Annotated in this window: 20 protein-coding genes and 1 riboswitch; of the genes, 11 read left to right on the top strand and 9 right to left on the bottom strand. The window is 44.9% G+C overall.

Annotated features, from left to right (window positions below):
• Nucleotides 1–22: 22 nt before the first annotated feature.
• Nucleotides 23–697, bottom strand: coding sequence for an MBL fold metallo-hydrolase (locus B9T20_RS07625; protein ID WP_094490504.1), 675 nt, complete (start codon nt 695–697; stop codon nt 23–25).
• A 92-nt stretch (nt 698–789) separates the two neighbouring features.
• Nucleotides 790–1,599 (bottom strand): sulfite exporter TauE/SafE family protein, encoded by an 810-nt coding sequence (locus B9T20_RS07620; RefSeq protein WP_094490503.1) that lies wholly within the window; start codon nt 1,597–1,599, stop codon nt 790–792.
• Nucleotides 1,600–1,872: 273 nt separating this feature from the next.
• On the opposite strand from B9T20_RS07620, the gene B9T20_RS07615 reads away from it, so the two are divergent.
• The 6 genes from B9T20_RS07615 (at nt 1,873) to thiE (ending at nt 5,734) form a co-directional block, all read left to right on the top strand.
• Nucleotides 1,873–2,187: a multidrug efflux SMR transporter gene (locus B9T20_RS07615; protein WP_008316030.1), complete on the top strand. Its 315-nt coding sequence runs from the start codon at nt 1,873–1,875 to the stop codon at nt 2,185–2,187.
• Between the two features lie 2 nt (nt 2,188–2,189).
• Nucleotides 2,190–2,549, top strand: a complete 360-nt coding sequence (locus B9T20_RS07610) for a multidrug efflux SMR transporter (RefSeq protein ID WP_094490502.1) — start codon at nt 2,190–2,192, stop codon at nt 2,547–2,549.
• Between the two features lie 93 nt (nt 2,550–2,642).
• Entirely contained in the window at nt 2,643–3,350 is a 708-nt protein-coding gene (gene fnr, locus B9T20_RS07605) for a fumarate/nitrate reduction transcriptional regulator Fnr (RefSeq protein WP_051028017.1), read from the top strand.
• 12 nt (nt 3,351–3,362) lie between these two features.
• Nucleotides 3,363–3,460: riboswitch (TPP riboswitch) on the top strand.
• A 25-nt stretch (nt 3,461–3,485) separates the two neighbouring features.
• Entirely contained in the window at nt 3,486–4,268 is a 783-nt protein-coding gene (thiM, locus tag B9T20_RS07600) for a hydroxyethylthiazole kinase (RefSeq protein ID WP_094490501.1), read from the top strand.
• 9 nt (nt 4,269–4,277) lie between these two features.
• A complete protein-coding gene (thiD, locus tag B9T20_RS07595; RefSeq protein ID WP_094490500.1) occupies nt 4,278–5,087 on the top strand; it encodes a bifunctional hydroxymethylpyrimidine kinase/phosphomethylpyrimidine kinase in 810 nt (269 codons plus the stop codon).
• Nucleotides 5,084–5,734, top strand: coding sequence for a thiamine phosphate synthase (gene thiE / locus B9T20_RS07590; protein WP_094490499.1), 651 nt, complete (start codon nt 5,084–5,086; stop codon nt 5,732–5,734). Before thiD ends, thiE begins: the two co-directional genes overlap by 4 nt.
• Before the next feature lie 48 nt (nt 5,735–5,782).
• Here the strand turns inward: thiE and nfsB are convergent, their stop codons facing one another.
• From nfsB to argF, 5 genes are read right to left on the bottom strand one after another with little or no spacing between them, the layout of a single operon-like run.
• Nucleotides 5,783–6,427: an oxygen-insensitive NAD(P)H nitroreductase gene (nfsB, locus tag B9T20_RS07585; protein ID WP_094490498.1), complete on the bottom strand. Its 645-nt coding sequence runs from the start codon at nt 6,425–6,427 to the stop codon at nt 5,783–5,785.
• A gap of 9 nt (nt 6,428–6,436) precedes the next feature.
• On the bottom strand, nt 6,437–7,213 hold the full coding sequence (locus tag B9T20_RS07580; RefSeq protein ID WP_233491642.1) for a UDP-2,3-diacylglucosamine diphosphatase: 777 nt from the start codon (nt 7,211–7,213) through the stop codon (nt 6,437–6,439).
• The gene (locus tag B9T20_RS07575; RefSeq protein ID WP_008316042.1) at nt 7,194–7,694 is read right to left on the bottom strand and encodes a peptidylprolyl isomerase; all 501 of its coding nucleotides are present in this window, start codon (nt 7,692–7,694) and stop codon (nt 7,194–7,196) included. The genes B9T20_RS07580 and B9T20_RS07575 overlap by 20 nt, the downstream gene beginning before the upstream one ends.
• A gap of 26 nt (nt 7,695–7,720) precedes the next feature.
• Nucleotides 7,721–8,356, bottom strand: coding sequence for a peptidylprolyl isomerase (locus B9T20_RS07570; protein WP_094490496.1), 636 nt, complete (start codon nt 8,354–8,356; stop codon nt 7,721–7,723).
• A gap of 50 nt (nt 8,357–8,406) precedes the next feature.
• A complete protein-coding gene (gene argF / locus B9T20_RS07565; protein WP_094490495.1) occupies nt 8,407–9,411 on the bottom strand; it encodes an ornithine carbamoyltransferase in 1,005 nt (334 codons plus the stop codon).
• A 145-nt stretch (nt 9,412–9,556) separates the two neighbouring features.
• Here argF and glmU point away from each other — a divergent pair, with 145 nt between their 5' ends.
• From glmU to B9T20_RS07540, 5 genes are all read left to right on the top strand, one after another.
• Nucleotides 9,557–10,924 carry a bifunctional UDP-N-acetylglucosamine diphosphorylase/glucosamine-1-phosphate N-acetyltransferase GlmU gene (glmU, locus tag B9T20_RS07560; RefSeq protein WP_094490494.1) on the top strand — a complete coding sequence of 456 codons (1,368 nt, stop codon included), beginning with the start codon at nt 9,557–9,559 and terminating at the stop codon, nt 10,922–10,924.
• Nucleotides 10,925–11,018: 94 nt separating this feature from the next.
• Nucleotides 11,019–11,336: a cytochrome C-551 gene (locus B9T20_RS07555; protein ID WP_094490493.1), complete on the top strand. Its 318-nt coding sequence runs from the start codon at nt 11,019–11,021 to the stop codon at nt 11,334–11,336.
• Between the two features lie 92 nt (nt 11,337–11,428).
• Nucleotides 11,429–12,739, top strand: coding sequence for a ferric reductase-like transmembrane domain-containing protein (locus B9T20_RS07550; protein WP_094490492.1), 1,311 nt, complete (start codon nt 11,429–11,431; stop codon nt 12,737–12,739).
• Between the two features lie 146 nt (nt 12,740–12,885).
• Complete coding sequence (locus B9T20_RS07545; protein ID WP_094490491.1) at nt 12,886–14,784, top strand: NAD(P)/FAD-dependent oxidoreductase; 1,899 nt, start codon at nt 12,886–12,888, stop codon at nt 14,782–14,784.
• A 55-nt stretch (nt 14,785–14,839) separates the two neighbouring features.
• Complete coding sequence (locus B9T20_RS07540) at nt 14,840–16,081, top strand: cytochrome c (RefSeq protein WP_233491637.1); 1,242 nt, start codon at nt 14,840–14,842, stop codon at nt 16,079–16,081.
• Between the two features lie 80 nt (nt 16,082–16,161).
• Here B9T20_RS07540 and gyrB read toward each other — a convergent pair whose 3' ends face one another.
• Both gyrB and recF read right to left on the bottom strand, forming a co-directional pair.
• Nucleotides 16,162–18,570 carry a DNA topoisomerase (ATP-hydrolyzing) subunit B gene (gene gyrB / locus B9T20_RS07535; protein ID WP_094490489.1) on the bottom strand — a complete coding sequence of 803 codons (2,409 nt, stop codon included), beginning with the start codon at nt 18,568–18,570 and terminating at the stop codon, nt 16,162–16,164.
• A gap of 62 nt (nt 18,571–18,632) precedes the next feature.
• Nucleotides 18,633–19,724: a DNA replication/repair protein RecF gene (recF, locus tag B9T20_RS07530; protein ID WP_094490488.1), complete on the bottom strand. Its 1,092-nt coding sequence runs from the start codon at nt 19,722–19,724 to the stop codon at nt 18,633–18,635.

Genomic DNA, 19,724 nt, shown 5'->3' with positions numbered 1-19,724 from the left:
AGGCTCCTTAATGTTGATCCACCTAATGATTCATACGATAGGCCAAAAATTCTTGACGATTCGCTCGTTTTAAATAGGGATTGTGTTCAATTTGTGAAGCTAATGTTGCAGTATCACTCGGTCCATAAGCGTGTCCTGTGTGAAGTGTCACATGATGGGGCACGGTTTTAACAATCTTTCTTAAGGACTCATATAAGTCACCAGGATTTGAGCCCGGTAAGTCTGCGCGCCCGCATCCATTGATGAAAATAGTATCGCCTGTGATTAAGTCATCTGTCAATTCAAAGCAGACCGAACCACTGCTGTGGCCGGGTGTGTGGATGATTTTAACATGGGTTTCTCCGACAGATAATTGATCTCCATCATGAAAGCCTTGCACATCCTCAGGCAGCGGTAAAAAGACTTTGCTAGCGAGGGCAGCGGGCTCATTTTTGATGAAATCAATCTCAATTTGGGATGCATAAATGGGCACAGGTAATTTTGCGCGTAGGGCATCGACGGCATTGGTGTGATCATGATGGCCATGCGTGAGCCAAATGGCATCTAATGTGACGCCTAAGCGCTCAAGGCGTTTGATGATGTAGTCTGCATCCCATGCCGGATCAATCACCACGGCTTTTTGTGTGGCCTCATCAATGAGGATGTGGCTAAAGTTTTCGTAAGGTCCAAACAGTTCTGTATCAATGCGATAAGACATCGTATTTTCCTCATTAAAGTTTCAAAAAAAAGTGCAATAACAGATGATTTCCATTATTGCACCATTTGATGAGTGATGGCTAAGTTTCAGCATTAATGATGCATTTGGCTGTGATCCATATTGCTATGGTCCATTGTGTCGTGGTTCATTTGGTTGTGATCCATGTTGCTATGGTCCATTGCACCATGATCCATCATCATGCCGTGGTCACCATGACCACCGTGATGGGCATGAGCATCTTCTTTGAGGCCTAAATCTGCCATCAACATCGGCACGATGTAAAAGAGCGTCATCACTAAAATCAAAACGCCGGCCGCAGCGCGCAATTTTGGAGATGTGAGCCATTTGCCAGCATAGTTACCAAAAATGGAGAGAGAGACCATCACTGCGAATGTGCCAAGCCCAAAGCTGAACATGATGAGTGGCGCTTCAATGAAGGTTGATGCGTTTAAGCTGATGGCAAACGCTGCATACACCATGCCGCATGGGAATAATCCCCACACCATGCCAGAGAGATAAGCGCGCAATGGCGTTGTGATGGGGAAGAATTTTTGGGATAACCGAGTGATCGGCGCGGCTAAGCTTTTGAGGGGTTTTTCAATAAAGCCCAAAAATTTAGGAAAACCAAAAAATTGCAGTGCCACAAAGATCATCAAAACAGCAGCTAAATAACGCATCACCATTTGTAAGGGTTTTAAATCATTGATGGCAATGCTTAAAATGGCTGCGATGACGCCTAAAATTGAATAGGTTGTGATGCGCCCAAGGTTGGTTAAAAATGCTGAGGACACATGATTTTTTTGTGTATTGATGCCAATGATCCCCACAACAGGGCCACACATCGAAATACAATGGCCTGAGCCATAAAGCCCCAATAAAAAGGCTGTGATGATTAATTCCATAGATTGCTCCCATTATTTAATCGTTCATAAATGGGGTGATTATAAGCATAAATTTTGCTTTTGTCTTAATAAAGCAACAAGGCTTGACGCAAGTAAAAATCAGGGGTTTGGGCTACAAGTGTAGATGATTTTCGGCTACATTTGTAGATTCTTTAGCCATAAAATTAAATGGGCAACGCATAAAATTTATCTATTTTTGAAAATGCGATTAAGTCACACATTGAATGATTTAATGCTAGAATGACAATCTTTTGAATACATATAAAGAAGAACATGCCTGCAAAACTACTCTTAGCTGGTGCCATTATTTTTGAAGCGCTTGGGATTGTCATGATGAAAGAAGCCCATGGGTTAACCGTATGGTGGGCTGTGGTTTTGATGTTGGTGTTTTTTGGTGTCTCATTTTTATGCTTTACATTTTGTTTGCGTAAAATGGAGGTTGCAGTCACCTATGCGATTTGGTCAGCATCGGGTGCGGTATTGATCTTCTTGATCGGTCTATTTTTCTATAAAGAAGTGATCACCATCCCCATTGCAATTTGTCTAGCGCTGATTGTTCTTGGCGTCTTAATATTGGGTTCTAAATAAATATGGCACAATACATTACTGGTTTTATTCAATTCATCGAAAGTTTTAATCCTTGGTTGATGCTGGTAATTGCGATTTTGTTTAGTACTGTAGGCACCATCTGTTTGAAGTTATCCGATGGCTTTGAGAAGAAAAAGCCAATCATTGGCGTCATCATCGGGTACAGTATTTTTTTTGTATTAATTAATATAATATTTAAACGTTTAGATGTGAGCATCGGTTATGCCGTTTGGTCGGGATTGTCGACCTTGATGGTCTCATTGTCTGGCGTTTTGATTTTTAGAGAACCGCTCACCGGCAAGAAGGCTTTGGGGCTCTTTTTGATCATTTTAGGCGTGAGTGGGCTCAGTTATTTGAGTTAAGTCTGATGGGAAACATGGAATGAATGATTTCTGTGGTAATATCAGAATAATGGTTATAGGTCTGAATATTTAATAAATAAGTGAAGTTAATATATGTCTGTATTGAGAAATCTAAAAATTGCATGTAACAATTGTAGCTTGCAACAGCTGTGTATTCCCGTTGGGTTAGAAGGGGATGATTTCACTAAGTTGGAGTCAATTGTAGGTCATAGCCGACCATTACCACGTGGCAAGCATATATATCTTCCCGAGGATCGATTCACATCGTTGTATGCAATTCGTTCCGGTTCTGTGAAAACGTATAATGTGGCCTCAGATGGCACAGAGTATGTCACAGGTTTTTATCTGCCCGGTGAAATCATCGGATTAGATGCTGTGGCAACGGGTGTGCATCCTTGTGGCGCGCGTACGCTTGAAACCACGAGCTTGTGTGAATTGCCTTATGATCGATTAGAAGATTTATCGGCGGTGATTCCAGGTGTGTCTAAGCAATTGCTACGCATCATGAGTCAAGAGCTCCATTCTGAAGAACAATTGTTGATGATGGTGGGTTCACAGTCGGCAGAAGCGCGTTTAGTGGCCCTCTTTTTAAGCCTCTCTTCTCGTTTTGCACGCCGTGGTTATTCGGCCACTGAGTTTGTGCTCAGCATGTCCCGTTCGGACATTGGTAGCTTTTTAGGCTTAGCGGTGGAAACCGTCAGCCGTTTGTTAAAACGCTTACAAGAGCAAGGCTTGATTCAAGTGAATCATCGTGAAATCAAATTATTGGAGATGGAAAAACTGCGCGCTATGGTCAAATAGCCCGTCATCTTTATTGTCCACTAGGGGTGCATTTTGCTGAGAAGGCTAACGCCTAACCCTTGTACCTGATCTGGTTAATGCCAGCGTAGGGAATGTGGGATCGCATCCCAACGTTGGCGCTATGAGGAGTCCATTATGGATGCTGATGCGTATTTACGTTCATTAAGAGCCGCCGCACCTTTGGTGCACAATATGACCAATCAAGTGGTGGCAAACTTTGTGGCCAATGGGTTATTAGCCCTTGGTGCTTCGCCCATCATGGCATATGCGGAAGAAGAAGCCGCTGAAATCACTGCCATTTGTCATGCCACGGTGTTAAACATTGGCACACTCACATCCCCCGTTTTCCATTCAATGTTATTGGCCGGCCGCTCTGCTAATGAGCACGGGCATCCGTTGGTGTTAGATCCTGTGGGCGTTGGCGCGAGTGAATATCGTCAGAAAAGCATTTTACGCTTATTGTCCACCACGCACATGACATTGATTCGTGGCAATGCCGGTGAAATCGCCACATTGTGCGGCATTCAATGGTCTGCTAAAGGTGTGGACAGCGGTGATGGTCATTATGATTTAAAACAGTTGGCGATGGAGGCTGCTCAGCGTTTTAACTGCTTGATTGCCATCAGCGGGCAAACAGATTGGATCAGCGATGGCCAAACGGTCATTGGCGTGAATAATGGACAAGCCTTAATGACGCAAGTCACCGGTATGGGCTGCTTATTGACAGCTGTGTGCGCCGCCTTTTTAAGTGTGGATAATTCATTGGAAAGTGTTGCCATGGCGCATGCATTGTATGGTATTGCCGGTGATAAAGCTTTTGAACACAGTCCATTGCCAGGTTCCTTTCAAATACATTTTTTAGATCAGTTGTATGCTTTATCAGGCATGGATCAAGCACGCATCAAAATGACTCAATAGGAGAACAATATGATTCCTCAGGTGTGTACCATTGCAGGTTCTGACTCAGGCGGTGGCGCGGGCATTCAAGCCGACTTAAAAACTTTCCAAGAGCGTGATGTGTTTGGCACCTCTGTGATCATTGCCATTACGGCACAAAATACCCTTGGTGTGCATGGCGTTTATCCTGTGCCGATTGAAGGCGTCATTGCGCAGCTCGATGCATTGTTCAGCGACTTTTCGTTAAGCGCCATCAAAACGGGCATGTTGCTCAACAGCGATTACATCATCGCCATCAGTGATTATCTCAAAGCACATTCAACCGCGCCGTTGATTGTCGATCCTGTCATGATTGCCAAAGGCGGTGCATCTTTAATGGCCACAGAAGCCACGCAAGCGATGATTGAACACATGTTGCCGATTGCGACTTTGATCACGCCAAACATTCCGGAGGCCGAAACCATCTTAAATCGTGCCATTACAACAGAGACAGAGATGGCACAAGCGGCGAAAGATATTCAAGCCCTTGGGGCAAAAAATGTGCTCATCAAAGGTGGTCATTCTTTGAATGTAGAATCCGCACGTGATTTTCTTTGGACAGAAAAGGGCGAAGGCACTTGGTTTGACAGTCGCCGTCATGCCACAAAAGATACACATGGCACAGGCTGCACTTTCTCTGCTTGTATTGCCGCAGAAGTGGGCAAAGGTCACTCATTAAAAGATGCCATTGGCATTGCCAAAGCATTCATCACCGCAGCCATTGTCCATGGCATTGATGTGGGACATGGTCATGGCCCCACCAATCATGCCGCCTATCGTCAATTAGGAGCAGTGAAATGATCAATTGGCACAAAGCGCTGCGCCTCTATTTTGTGGCCGGCACACAAGACATGGTCAACGATGAAAATTTAACTGCTGTTTTACAAACTGCCATCATCAGCGGCATCACATGTTATCAATTTCGTGAAAAAGGCAAAGGATCATTGACGGCACACAGCGAGCGCGTGCAATTGGCAAAAGCGCTGCAAGCCTTGTGTAAAAGTGCAGACATTCCTTTTATCGTCAATGATGATGTGGCGCTCGCCATTGAAGTCAAAGCCGATGCGGTGCATGTTGGGCAATCGGATCGTGCCATTACAGAAACCATCGCGATGGTTAAACCCTATGGCATTGATGTGGGATTGTCTGTCAATACACTTGAGCAATTGGCTGCAGCCACTGAGATTGAGGGTTTAGATTATGTGGGCGTTGGCCCCATTTTTCCAACGACATCTAAATTAGATGCCGAGCCCGCAATTGGCATACAAGGTTTAAGTGCGCGCATTAAAGCCTATCCAAAGATGCCCAAAGTGGCCATTGGCGGCATTACGGTTGACAATGCACCTTCTGTGTTATCCACAAAAGTGGAAGGCATTGCAGTGATCTCGGCCATTACGCAATCTAAAGATCGTAAAGCGGACATTCATCGATTGTTACTGAATCATTGATCAAAAAATCCCTGCCGCAGCAGGGATTTTTTTATGGGTAATATTCAATTAGAGCGCTGTAAAAATCTCATCTTCCGGTAAGCGGGATTTTGGCAGTGTTGCATTGTAGTCATCGCTGCTTGAAAAACCGAGCGTCACCACAACAATGCTGTGTAGATTTTTCTCTTGAAGATTTAACACTTCATCCATTTTTTCAGGGAAATAGCCTTCAATTGGCGTGGCGTTAATGCCAAGTGCTTCGGCGCCTAACAATAATGTCCCAAGGGCAATATAGGCTTGGCGCTCGCACCAATGATTTTGCATTTCGCGGGTTTTAGAGTTTAAATCCACAAAAAATTTGCGTCCCTGTTCATTCACCGCGCGGTTTTCTGGGGTTGGATAACGCTGATCTTGATCCTCTTGATCGGCAATGTGCAACAAAGCAGCATCATCTAAATGGTTGGAAACAGCAAATACAACCGTTAATGGTGCATCCATCACTTTGGCTTGGTTTGCTTCCATCATCGCAGGCTTGATGCGTGCTTTTGCAGCCTCACTTTCGATCAAAAAGAAGTGCCAAGGTTGAGAGTTGACGGAAGAGGGCGCATAGCGCAATAATGTTTTAATGCCTTCAATTTGCGCTTTTGATAATGGTTTGCTGGCATCAAAGGCTTTACAAGTTTTACGGGATTGAACAACATCCAAAATATTCATACAAAACTCCTATTTATGCAGTGGATCAATGGAAAAAGTATGGCGCGTGAGCCCCGACTGATCTAAGCGCAGATAATCGCCGCGGGTGTCCCAATCGCTCAGCACCCAACGTGTGCCATGGATTTGTGTGTGTACAGCCGGTTTATGAGTGTGACCATGAATCATGATCGATGCACCATATTGCACTAAAATGGATTCAATCGCCGCTTCATCCACATCGCAGCGGCAAGGACCCTCCTCACAGCACACATGTTGTTGATATTCTTGGCTGGTTTCACGCAGTTTATTGCCAATTTTAAGGCGACAACGGCGCGGCAATGCCCTTAAAAGTTTCATCACCCAAGGATGACGAATGATGTTGCGATAACGTTGATATTGCGTGTCGGCAAGGCACAATTGATCACCGTGCAGCACCACAATGTCAGGGGCAAAGGGCAGGGCATAAATCTCAGGGATGATGGACATGCCACAAGCATTGGCATACTGCTCCCCCACGGCAAAATCACGATTGCCATGCTGAAAATGAATGGCAATGCCTTTGTCTGACAATGTTTTAAACGTGCGGGCAATCGCATCTGTTAGATCCGTTGCAATGTCATCGCCCACCCAAAAATTGAAAAAGTCGCCCAAGATGAAGAGATCTGTGGCATCTTCCTCAATTTTCGAGATGAAATCAAAGAAGGCCGCACATAGATCTGTGCGGCGCTCGCTTAAATGAAGATCGCTGATGAAATACACCACGCGATCATCGTTCGGTTTTAATAGATTAGTCAATGATTTCAACACGCTCAATGATGATGTCTTCAACAGGCACATCACCGTGACCGCGGCGAGAAGTGGTTTCCACTTTCTCAATGGCATCAATCACATCCATACCATCGACCACTTTACCAAACACAGCATAACCCCAACCTTGTGGCGTTTCGCTTTTGAAGTTCAAAAAGCCGTTGTCCACAGTGTTGATGAAAAATTGGTTGGTGGCAGAATGAGGATCCATGGTTCTTGCCATGGCTAAAGAACCGCGCACATTTTTAAGACCATTGTTCGCTTCGTTTTGAATCGGCGCACGTTGGCCATCGCGCTTGTCGATCATGCCAGGCTCTAAACCGCCGCCTTGCACCATGAAACCTGGGATCACACGGTGAAACAATGTGCCTTCAAAAAAGCCATCTTTGGCATATTGTAAAAAATTTTCTGCCGTCACTGGCGCATTTTCATGGTCTAATTCAACAGTGAAAGAACCTTGATTGGTATGAAATTTGATCATGTTGTCTCCTAATGATTCGATGAGGCTTAAGCTGCAGGTGCAGACTCAGGCGCTGGGGTGATTGTTTCAGGCGAAGCTTCTGTCTTTGGCGCTTCAATTAAAGTCATTTTTTCAATGATCACAGGCTCAACGGGAACATCACTGCGCCCAAAGCCGCGGTTGCTTGTGGGCACTTGTTCAATGGCATCCACCACATCCATGCCATCAACAACGCGTCCAAAAACTGTATAACCTGGATTATTGTCACTTTGATAGTTTAAATAGGCATTGTCCACCGTATTGATGAAAAATTGGCTGGTGGCAGAGTTCGGATCACTGGTTCTGGCCATCGCAATGGTGCCTTTATCATTTGATAAGCCATTATTGGATTCAATGTTCACCGGTGCGCGCGTCTCTTTGGGCACTAAATTGCTGTCCCAACCGCCACCTTGAATCATAAAACCTGGAATCACACGATGGAAAATTAAATCATCATAATGGCCATCGACCACATATTGAATGAAGTTGCCGACAGTATTCGGTGCTTTTTCAGGTTCAAGCGCCAATGTGATGTTGCCTTTATTGGTGATCATTTCCACAAAAATGGGCTGAGCATCATCGGCCGCAGCCACTTGGAAAGCGAGCACAGATGCGCCAGCTAAGGTCAATAAACGTTTTAACACAACATATCCTCTCAATGGATGAATCTATAATGGTATTGATTATCGCAATTTTACGCTAAGGATGCGACCATTACTGCTTTAATGGTGTGCAAACGGTTTTCAGCTTGGTCAAATACGATGGAGTGGGCGCCTTCAAATACCTCGTGCGTCACTTCAACCCCTTGAGATAATTCAGGAAAATCCTTCATGAGTTTTTTACCTTCTGCGGTTTGATCATCATGGAAGGCAGGCAAGCAGTGAAGGAATTTCACATTCGGATTGTGGCTGGCATCAATTAAGGCTTGATTGACTTGATACGGGAAGAGTTCCGTAATGCGTTCTGCCCATTTATCTTTAGATTCTCCCATGGATAACCACACATCCGTATAGATGAAATCAACGCCATCCACGGCAGTTTTGGCATCTGTAAAGCATTCGATGGTGGCACCTGTTTCTTTAGCAATGGCTTGACACGTTTGCATGATCTCATCGTTTGGCATCAAACTCTTTGGCGCGCCAAAGTGAATGGTCATGCCCAATTTTGCCGCGATGATCATCAATGAGATGGCAACGTTGTTGTCAGAGTCGCCCACATACGCAATTTTAACCTCGCTCAACGGTTTGTTGATGTGCTCTTCAATCGTTAATACATCCGCTAAGGATTGCGTGGGGTGAAATTCATCTGTTAAACCATTGAAAATTGGCACGCCAGCATATTTTGCTAAATCTTCTACAATTGTGTGCGCTGCGCCACGAAATTCAATGGCATCATAAAAGCGGCCAAGTACGCGTGCGGTATCTGCAATGCTCTCTTTGTGTCCTACTTGTGAGCTCACAGGATCTAAATAGGTCACATTTGCCCCTTGATCGTAGGCGGCAACTTCAAATGCACAACGCGTACGCGTGGAGGTTTTTTCAAAGATCAACGCAATGTTTTTGCCTTTGAGCTGCTGTGTCTCTTCACCGCGGCGCTTTGCTGCTTTTAAATCACGAGCTAAATCGAGTAAATAACGGATCTCTTCTGGCGTATGATTCAAGAGGGTGAGCAAATGGCGTTGATGAAGTGGGGTGGACATAATGTTTCCTTAAAATAATGATGGGTAATTCTTTCATAATATCTTGCTCAAATTCAGATTTTCAAGCCTTTTTAGCCACATTTTAATTTACCCTCTTAAAATAGTGTAAAATCAGCCGCAATGCATAAACAATAAGAGGGACATTATGAAAGCTCTATCCGTTGTGATTCTCGCTGCCGGCAAAGGCACGAGAATGAAATCAAACTTACCTAAACCGTTGCACGAAATTGGCGGGCAGCCAATGTTGACGCATGTGCTCAATACTGCACGTGCATTGAATCCGACTCAGCTCATTGTGATTTATGGTCACGAAGGGGAAAAGCTCAAAGCCCATTATCAAGATGAACAAGACATTACATGGGTTGAACAAAAAACCTTCTTAGGCACGGGCGATGCGATGAAATATGCATTGCCAAGCATCCTTGAAGATAGCAATGTCTTGGTGTTGTATGCAGATACGCCGCTCATTGATCAAGCAACTTTAGAAAAAATGCTCATGAATGTGGATGATCAACATGTGTGCTGGCTGACGGTAGAAGCGGATCAGCCGTTTGGCTACGGCCGCATTGTGCGCGATGATGCAGGCAATATGATGGCAATTGTGGAAGAAAAAGATGCATCCACGGATCAAAAAGCGATCACAGAAATCAACAGCGGACTGTTTGCCGCTTCAAGCAAGGTATTGCATGCGACATTGCCACGTTTGCAGAATAATAATCAGCAAAAAGAATACTATTTAACAGATGTGGTGACGCTTGCCCGTGAAGATGGCATTGGCATTCGCACCGTTTCAGGGGATTTTACGTTGATTCGTGGTGTCAATGATCGCGTGCAACTCTCTGAACTTGAGGCCATTTATCAAAATGAGCGCCGCAAAGCATTGATGCTATCTGGCGTAACATTAATCAGCCCAGAAACGGTGACCATTCGCGGGGAAATTAAACTCAAAGGCACAGACATCATCATCGAGCCAAATGTGACGTTAGAAGGCGTCGTATCGCTTGGCAATAATGTACACATTGGGCAGGGCTCTGTGATTCAAGGGGCAAAATTGTGCGACAACGTTAAAGTGTTGCCATATTCTATGATTGAACATTCATTATTGTATGAAAATGTCACCATTGGCCCATTTGCAAGATTACGCACGAACAGCATTTTAAAGGCGGACAGCAAAATTGGTAACTTTGTGGAAACTAAAAATGTTACGTTAGGGGAAGGCTCAAAAGCGAGTCACTTGACCTATTTAGGTGATGCAACGATTGGCCGCGATGTGAACATTGGCGCCGGCACCATCACGTGTAATTACGATGGGGCAAATAAGCATCAAACCATCATTGAAGACAATGTTTTTGTGGGCTCAAACAGCTCACTGGTGGCACCGGTTGAGATCAAAAAAGGGGCAACCATTGGTGCAGGTAGCATTATTTCCTCAACCATTACTGAAGGGGCATTAGCCTTAACACGTGCAACGCTTCGCCAAGTGCAAAATTGGCGCAGACCCACGAAGAAGTAAATTTATGAGGAATAATTGACGGAACGATGGTAAAATGTTTCGTTACGAGTAGTAAATTTTTTTTGTTTTTGATATTGATCAAGAGGTTGTCATAATGAAAAAACATGTTTTAACATTGGCATTATTAGGTTTTGGTGTTGTTTCTTCTCAAGCATTTGCACAAATCGATCAAGATTTAGCAATGCAAAGCGGTTGTTTAGCTTGCCACAAACAAAGCGAAAAAGTGATCGGTCCTTCTTATGATGAAGTTTATGAGAAGTATAAAGATGACGATGGCGCAGTTGAATACTTGATCACTAAAGTGACTCAAGGTGGTTCAGGCGTTTGGGGTGAAGTACCAATGACACCTAACGCACACGTACCTGCTGAAGACATCGAAACTTTAGTATTACAAATCATGCACGAAGAGTAATTCACTCTTGAATGCTAAAAGCCGCGAGATTTCGCGGTTTTTTTTCGCATCGAATAATGATGATTTCTACTTTAATACAATAAAGGTTCACTATGAATAGACAGCGGTTGATGATCCTTGGGATCTTGATGCTTGCCCTGATTGTTTGGGGCATTGATTTATTTTTGCATCCTGTGACATGGTCGGGGATGGTTTTGCGTAAGCAATTGATTTATCTATCGGGAATCATTGCCTTTTTGTTCATGGGACTGATCATGGTGCTCTCTGTGCGTCCGCGCCGCTTAGAGCGTTGGTTTGGTGGTTTAGATCAAATGTATGGCCTACATAAATGGGCAGGCATTTTTGCCATTGGATTTGCAACTTTGCATTATCTGATTAAGCTTGGCAAGCCTGTTTTTGCCTATCTGTTTGGGCCAGGACCTGCAAAAGGCCCGAAACCTGAGTTGTTTGGTTTTGAAGGATGGCTCAAAGGTTTTTCTGGGATTGCCAAAGATCTTGGGGAATATTTGGTGTACTTTTTAATGGTGATGTTGGTGATCACGTTATGGCAAAAATTCTCCTATAAAATTTGGCGACATTTGCACCGTTTGATGGCGCCAGTATTCATTGTATTGGCATTTCATTCATTGGTGTTGATGCCTTTTGCTTATTGGGCAACGCCGGCTGGTATTGTGATTGTGTTGGTGTCCATCATCGGTTCGATTGCCGCTTTATGGGCCATGTTTGGCAAAATTGGGGCTGCCGTTACACAACAGGGTAAAGTTATTGGCATTCAACATCATCATGGGTTGATTGAAGTGACGTGCCAATTGCCAAAAAGCCTCCATCATCAAGCCGGACAATTTGCTTTTTTACGCACAAGTGCCATTGAGGGTGCGCATCCCTTTACGTTGTCATGTGCAGATCAAGGCAATGGGCAAGTGCGCTTTTCCATTAAGGATTTGGGGGATTATACCCATTTACTGATGCAAAATTTATGCGTGGGTGATGCTGTCACCGTGGAAGGGCCATATGGCTGTTTTCAATACAATGATGAGTCACCTCAAATTTGGGTGGCCGGTGGCATTGGTATTACGCCATTTTTGGCATGGTTAGAAGCCATGGTGAACAATTTGAACATGCGCCCTGAAGTGGATTTGTATTATTGTGTCAAAGCACCGCAAGATGCCATTTATGCAGCACATTTAGAAGCTTTGATTCGCACTTTACCCAATGTGCGCTTTCATCGACACATCAGTGATGAAGCTGGGTTTTTAACGATGGCGAAGATTGCAGCACAATCGCCACAAGCGAAGGCGATCTGGTTTTGTGGGCCAAAGCCCTTTGCCAAAAGTCTACGTAAAGATTTGCCCAAGCATTTACCGAATGCATCGTTTCATCAGGAGCGCTTTAATTTTAGATAACACATTGATTATGAATGTCCCAAGCCATGCTTGGGATTTTTTTGGTCAAAAAAACTTGATGTTATGGGCATAAAGCCATAAAGTAGCCCTCCTTTTTTCGGCCAAGCCCTAAAAAGATTGTTGTTATATCAATAGGATGAAATTTTATGCCCATCACTCGTCGAGACTTTTTAAACGGCGTTGCACTCACCATTGCAACCGGTTTGACGCCCTTACAACAGTTAGCGAATGCCTCTGAATACATTGCTGCAATGGCAAACGGGGAAGATTACTATCCTCCAAAACTCACCGGACTGCGCGGCAGCCACGATGGCTCTTTTGAAGTGGCGCACCGTTTAGGGCGCGCGGCTGATACATTTGACTTATCAGGCGATGTAGAAGAGACGTATGATCTCATCATCGTGGGGGCAGGCATCAGCGGATTAGCGGCAGCGCATCGTTATTTAGAAGTGTTTGGGGCGGATCAAAAGATCCTCATTCTAGACAATCATGATGATTTTGGTGGCCACGCAAAGCGCAATGAGTTTGTGACAGACAAAGGTACGTTATTGACCTATGGCGGCAGTGAATCATTGCAATCACCACGCTCTGTTTACAGTGCTGAGGCCACCGATTTTATCCAAAAAATTGGCGTGGATTTAACCGAGCTTGAAGCGCAGTTTGATGTGAACTTTTATCCTGATTTAGGTCTCAGCCGCGGCATCTATTTTGACCAAAAACATTTTGGTCGCCATGCGATTGTGGCTGGGGATCCAAGTCACAATGTGGCCGATGATGTGCCGCGTGGCCGCGAAAATGGTCGTCCATATGCTGAGTTTGTGGCGGATTTTCCGATGAGCAGCAGTGATCAAGCGCAGCTGTTGGCCTTGTATGAGGATCAAACGGACTATTTGCCTGAGATGAGTCTTGAAGAGAAAAATGCCTATTTAGATCACACAAGTTATCGTGACTTTCTGCGTGATCGCGTGAAACTGTCTGATCAAGCCATCATGGTTTTTCAGCAGGTGCCACATGATTTTATGGCGGTGGGCATTGATGCCATCAGCTGTAGCGATGCACGCGCCTGTACGTTGCCGGGCTTTGGCGGCATGAATTTAGAGCCGCTAGATGAAGAGGCACAAGCCGCCATTGATGATTTATACATTCACCATTTTCCGGATGGCAATGCATCATTGGCACGTTTGGCTGTGCGCCGCTTGATTCCGGCAGTGGCCAAAGGCAAAACCATGCACGATGTGGTCAATGCGCGCTTTGATTATGATGCCTTAGATCGTCCGGAACACAATGTGCGCATCCGTTTAAATTCGACAGTGATCCACGTGGAACATAATGATGAACAAGCCACAGAAGTGGTCTATTATCGTGATGGTAAGGCACATAAAGTGAAAGCGAATGCCACCATTATGGCATGTTATAACATGATGATTCCTTTCATCGTGCCTTCATTGCCGGAAGCCCAGAAGGCGGCCATGCGCCGCAATGTGAAGGCGCCTTTGGTGTACACAAAAGTGGCATTGCGTGATTGGTCTTGCTTTGTTAAAGCAGGCGTAAGCAATCTGTATTGCCCAAGCTCGCCATACAGCACTGTAAAATTGGATTATCCCGTATCGATGGGTGGCTATAAACATGCACAATCACCTTCTGATCCTGTGGTGCTGCACATGATTTATGTGCCCACCATGCCAAGCAGCGGATTGCCAGCCACGCGCCAAGCGGCGATGGGGCGCGCACATTTATTGGGCATGACGTTTGCTGATCATGAAGCCATCATCCGTGAACAACTTGGCAATATGTTCTCGCCATATGGTTTTGAGCAATCAGACATTTTGGGCATCACGGTCAATCGTTGGTCCCATGGTTATGCGTATTATCCGAACTCATTATTTGATGATGAAGCAGAATTTGAAGCATTAATGGCGGCATCAAAAGCACCGTTTGGCAATATCTTTATTGCCAATTCTGATTCTGAATGGGGTGCATATGCTCATGCTGCCATTGATGCAGCGTATCGCACAGTCGATGAAATCAAACAAGGACGCGCATAATATGAAAAAATTACTGACAGTTTTAGGTGTTACATTGATGTGGAGCAGTGTCATAATGGCGCACGCAAGTCCCATGAGCCGCGGTGAATATTTGGCACATGCCGGTGACTGCATGGCGTGCCACACGCAAAATCCTGATCAACCTTATGGGGGTGGTCATGGTTTAGCTTCCCCGATTGGCACCATTTATGCGACGAACATTTCGCCGGACACCACATATGGCATTGGTCACTATACATATGAGGATTTTGCCAAAGCGATGCGTGATGGCGTGCGCCCAAATGGTGAGGCGCTGTATCCTGCCATGCCATTTGTGTCCTATGCGAAAATCAATGATGAAGATATGCATGCGCTGTATGATTACTTCATGCATGAAGTGGCGCCAGTGGCTGTCCCCAATCGTACTAATGACATTGAATGGCCACTGAATTTACGTTTCCCGATGGCGCTTTGGAATCAGCTATTCACATCGCCAGAGTTGTATCAATATGATGAGACGAAAAGTGCCGAGTACAATCGTGGTGCTTACTTGGTGCAAGGCTTAGGGCATTGTGGTACTTGTCATACGCCGCGCTCGATTGCTTTGGTGGAGGAAGGCTTGACGGAAGCTTCCCCAAAATTTTTAGCCGGTGGGCAAGTGGGGCATTGGTATGCACCAAGTTTACGCCATTTAGGTGAGGTGGATGCCAGTGAATTACTCAAGTTATTAAAAGATGGTCGCAATGAGCAACATGCATTTGCAGGTCCAATGAATGAAGTGACCTCGTTTAGCTTACGCCATTTAACGGATGATGATTTGATGAGCATGATCATTTATCTCAAAGAGATTCAATTGCCGATGCCAACTCGTCTTCGCGGTGCTGATCATGTGAAACCAAGTGATGAAGGCATGCGCCTTTATCAAGATTTGTGCTCAACGTGTCACGGTGATCAAGGGCAGGGGGAAAAGAATGTGGTGCCTGAATTGCGTGACCGTGGCTATGGCACAAAAGGCGATGCCATGAATGTGGCATTGGTGATGATTGAAGGGGCACAAACAGCACACCGCGCAGATCGCTTACCGTATGAAATGCCAGCCTATGCCAATCGTTTGACGGATGAAGAGATCACACAAATCACCAATGTGATTGTGGACAATGAAGCATGGAACAATGATGGCGTGCCTTTGGCTGAGCGCGACATTAAAACCCTCAAAGCAGAACCTTTTGTGGCAAGCGGCTGGTGGGTGATCGCCGGCGGTATTATTGTTGTATGTGTTTTGATTCTATTGCTATTGATGTGGCGTAGAAAATCATAAATGTTTCACGTGAAACATGGAACATAAAAAGCCCCAAATGCTGTGATGCATTTGGGGCTTTTTGATTCAGCAGGACTGGACTAAATATCCAAATTCCCCACCAACTGTGCATTCGCTTCGATGAATTCGCGGCGAGGTTCCACTTCATCGCCCATTAACATGGTGAAGGTTTCATCCGCTTTTTGAGCATCTTCCACGCGCACTTGTAATAAGCTGCGCACATCAGGATCCATCGTGGTTTCCCAAAGTTGCTCTGCGTTCATTTCACCAAGACCTTTATAACGAGAGATCGCTTGGCCTTTTTTCGCTTCATTCAATAACCAATCGATGCCTTCTTTAAAGCTCTTAATCGCGTATGCTTTCTCTTTATAAGTGACATATGCGCCCGCTTCAATCAAGCCATGCAATTTTTTCGCCACTTCTGCAATGCGTTGATACTCAACCGTGCGAATAAAGCGTGCATCTAAATCATATGTGATCACATGGTCATAATGCTTCATTTTTACAGCGACGTAAGGCGCATTGTCTTCGGCATCATGCGTTAACTGTGCTTGATAAGAGATGCCCACTTCAGGATCTTTAGCCAATTGCGCATTGAGTGCGTCCACCCATGATTGAATGTCGTTTGAGCTCAATGCTTCAATGGACAGTGGTGCAATTTCCGTCAAGGCTGTCAATAATTTCTCAGGATACGCATATTTCATGCGATCAATGAGCTGCTCAACATTTGTGACAGCGCGGGCTAACTCTTCAACCTGTGACGTTGCCATCGCTGGCGCATCTTTACTGGCAAACACTTGGCTATTGTCCAACGCATTGCTTAAGAAGAAACGCACCAGTTCGACTTCATTTTTGATGTAGATCTCTTGCTTGCCTTTTTGCACTTTATAAAGTGGCGGTTGGGCAATGTAGATGTGGCCATTTTCCACCAATTCACGCATTTGACGATAGAAGAAGGTGAGCAATAATGTACGAATGTGCGCGCCATCGACGTCCGCATCCGTCATGATGATGATGCGATGATAACGCAATTTCTCAAGATCAAATTCATCTCGACCAATGCCGCAGCCAAGCGCTGTGATGAGTGTGCCAATTTCCGCAGATTGTAAAATGCGGTCAAAGCGCACGCGTTCAACGTTAAGGATCTTACCTTTTAAGGGCAAAATCGCTTGGAATTTACGGTTACGACCTTGCTTTGCAGATCCGCCCGCAGAGTCACCTTCCACGATGAAAAGTTCTGACAATGCGGGATCTTTTTCTTGGCAATCTGTGAGTTTACCGGGTAGACCGGCGATGTCTAAGGCGCTTTTACGGCGCGTTAATTCACGGGCATTGCGTGCCGCTTCACGGGCGCGTGCCGCTTCAATGATTTTGCCGGTGATGAGTTTGGCATCGGTTGGGTTTTCTTGTAAGAAATCAGAAATTTTAGCACTCACAACGCTTTCAACGGCGCTGCGCACTTCACTGGAAACCAATTTATCTTTGGTTTGTGAGGAGAATTTTGGCCCAGGCAATTTCACAGAAACCACGGCGGTTAAGCCTTCGCGCGCATCTTCACCGGAAGTGTTTACTTTTGATTTTTTCAAAAGATCATTTTGTTCCATGTATTGGTTTAACGTGCGCGTGATTGCTGCTCTAAAGCCCAATAAATGCGTACCACCATCTTTTTGTGGGATGTTGTTGGTAAAGCAATACACATTTTCTTGGTAGTCGGTCGTCCATTGCAATGCCACTTCCACGATCACATTGTCTTGTTTATTGTCGCAGTAGAACACAGAGGGATTGATGGGCGTTTTTTTGCGGTTGATGTGTTCAACGAATGCACGAATGCCACCTTCGAATTCAAAAATGTCTTCTAAATCATAGCGCTCATCTTTCAAATGAATGCGAATGCCAGAGTTTAGGAAGGAGAGTTCGCGTAAACGCTTTTTAAGAATTTGATAATCAAACACCGTGATGGTGAAGATTTCGCTGCTTGGCTTAAAGTAAACGGTGGTGCCTGTTTCTTCAGGGTCAACTGTGCCAATTTCACGCAGTGGATATTTTGGATTACCCAATTCATATTCTTGTTCGAACAGTTTGCCATCTTGTTTGATGGTCAAATGTAAGTGAGATGATAAGGCGTTGACAACTGATACGCCCACGCCATGTAAACCGCCGGAGATGGCATTGTCATCAAACTTACCACCAGCATGTAAAACGGTCATGACAACTTCAGCAGAAGAAATGCCTTCTTCAGGGTGCATTTTTGTTGGAATCCCGCGGCCATTATCGGTCACGGTGATGGAATCATCTTTGTGAATGGTGACAGTGATGTCATCACAATAGCCGGCTAAGGCTTCATCGATTGCGTTGTCAACAACCTCAAACACCATGTGATGTAAGCCTGTACCGTCATCCGTATCACCAATGTACATGCCTGGGCGTTTACGAACGGCATCTAATCCTTTCAGTACTTTAATGCTTGGACTATCTTGTGTTGAGGTCATGCAAATATCCTTTTTTAATTCTAGATGAAACATGCAATTAGTTGCATTAAACAATCGGGAGATTATACCATTTTTTGAACAAAACCTGTAGATATCTTGAACTTAGCAAAATCCGTGAGTTTCTGATTTTCTCTAAGCTCAGGAAACTCCGATGGCTCTAAACAGGTGATGAATAATTGCACATTGAGGCTCAAAAATGCCTCAAGCAAAATCTCGCGATGTGTCTTGTCTAATTCAGCACTTAAATCATCCATCAACAGAATGATGTTTTGCGTTTCATTGTGGGTTTGAAAGAGTTCAGCTTGCGCTAAGGTCAGCGCAATGCTCGCTAATTTGATCTGCCCGCGCGAAAGATATTCGCCCACATTATGGCCATTGGCTTTGAGGATGAAATCGCCACGATGCGGGCCTGATCGCGTGTGCCCCATGATAAGGTCTTTCTCGCGCTGTGTTTGTAAGTCGGTGAGTAGAGAAGTGCCGGAAAACCCTTTTTTATACTCCATGGACCATGTAAAGGGTTGGCTCACAAGGCGAGAGAGTAAAGGTTCGGCCACGTTAAACAGTACATCGATCCATTCGGTACGTGCTTTGGTCATCGCTTCGCCTGAGTTGGCCAGCAATTCATCATAACTGTCGAGCAGTTTTAGATTGCCGCGCTGCTTGATCAAAGTATTGCGCTGCTTAAGGACGCGCTCATAGTATTGCCACAACTGATTGTAATTTGCTTGTGTGTGGAACAATCCCCAATCCATAAATTGGCGGCGCAACTTTGGGCTGTCTGTGAGGAGTTGACCGGTTTCAGGATCAAGCTGTAGGCAAGGCAACATTTTGGCCAACGTTGAGCGCTGTTTGACAGGTTCAGCATCAATGCGCACGATGTGTTGATTGGGATGCGTTTCAATGCCGATGGTGTGAGGCAAGTTGTGATCATCACATTTGGCCACTAAACGAAAAAAAGGCTGATCCTCTTGGATGATTTTGGCAAATTCCCGTTGGCGAAACGAGCGCAAATGGGACAAATAATACAATGCCTCCAATAAACTTGTTTTACCAGAGGCATTATCGCCATAAAACACATTACACCGCGGATGAAAATTGAGGGTTTGCGCGGTGAGGTTTCTAAATCCTGTAATGGCTAAGGATTGAATGATCAC

It is taken from the genome of Wohlfahrtiimonas sp. G9077, assembly GCF_002252155.1.
Lineage (GTDB): Bacteria > Pseudomonadota > Gammaproteobacteria > Cardiobacteriales > Wohlfahrtiimonadaceae > Wohlfahrtiimonas.
Note: the sequence above shows the minus strand (reverse complement) of the source record. Positions and strands in the feature narration are given on the sequence as shown.

Coding starts and splice junctions, on each gene's coding strand:
- B9T20_RS07625 (WP_094490504.1), bottom strand. CDS start 697: ATGTCTTATCGCATTGATACAGAACTGTTTGGACCTTACGAAAACTTT.
- B9T20_RS07620 (WP_094490503.1), bottom strand. CDS start 1,599: ATGGAATTAATCATCACAGCCTTTTTATTGGGGCTTTATGGCTCAGGC.
- B9T20_RS07615 (WP_008316030.1), top strand. CDS start 1,873: ATGCCTGCAAAACTACTCTTAGCTGGTGCCATTATTTTTGAAGCGCTT.
- B9T20_RS07610 (WP_094490502.1), top strand. CDS start 2,190: ATGGCACAATACATTACTGGTTTTATTCAATTCATCGAAAGTTTTAAT.
- fnr (WP_051028017.1), top strand. CDS start 2,643: ATGTCTGTATTGAGAAATCTAAAAATTGCATGTAACAATTGTAGCTTG.
- thiM (WP_094490501.1), top strand. CDS start 3,486: ATGGATGCTGATGCGTATTTACGTTCATTAAGAGCCGCCGCACCTTTG.
- thiD (WP_094490500.1), top strand. CDS start 4,278: ATGATTCCTCAGGTGTGTACCATTGCAGGTTCTGACTCAGGCGGTGGC.
- thiE (WP_094490499.1), top strand. CDS start 5,084: ATGATCAATTGGCACAAAGCGCTGCGCCTCTATTTTGTGGCCGGCACA.
- nfsB (WP_094490498.1), bottom strand. CDS start 6,427: ATGAATATTTTGGATGTTGTTCAATCCCGTAAAACTTGTAAAGCCTTT.
- B9T20_RS07575 (WP_008316042.1), bottom strand. CDS start 7,694: ATGATCAAATTTCATACCAATCAAGGTTCTTTCACTGTTGAATTAGAC.
- argF (WP_094490495.1), bottom strand. CDS start 9,411: ATGTCCACCCCACTTCATCAACGCCATTTGCTCACCCTCTTGAATCAT.
- glmU (WP_094490494.1), top strand. CDS start 9,557: ATGAAAGCTCTATCCGTTGTGATTCTCGCTGCCGGCAAAGGCACGAGA.
- B9T20_RS07555 (WP_094490493.1), top strand. CDS start 11,019: ATGAAAAAACATGTTTTAACATTGGCATTATTAGGTTTTGGTGTTGTT.
- B9T20_RS07550 (WP_094490492.1), top strand. CDS start 11,429: ATGAATAGACAGCGGTTGATGATCCTTGGGATCTTGATGCTTGCCCTG.
- B9T20_RS07545 (WP_094490491.1), top strand. CDS start 12,886: ATGCCCATCACTCGTCGAGACTTTTTAAACGGCGTTGCACTCACCATT.
- B9T20_RS07540 (WP_233491637.1), top strand. CDS start 14,840: ATGGCGCACGCAAGTCCCATGAGCCGCGGTGAATATTTGGCACATGCC.
- gyrB (WP_094490489.1), bottom strand. CDS start 18,570: ATGACCTCAACACAAGATAGTCCAAGCATTAAAGTACTGAAAGGATTA.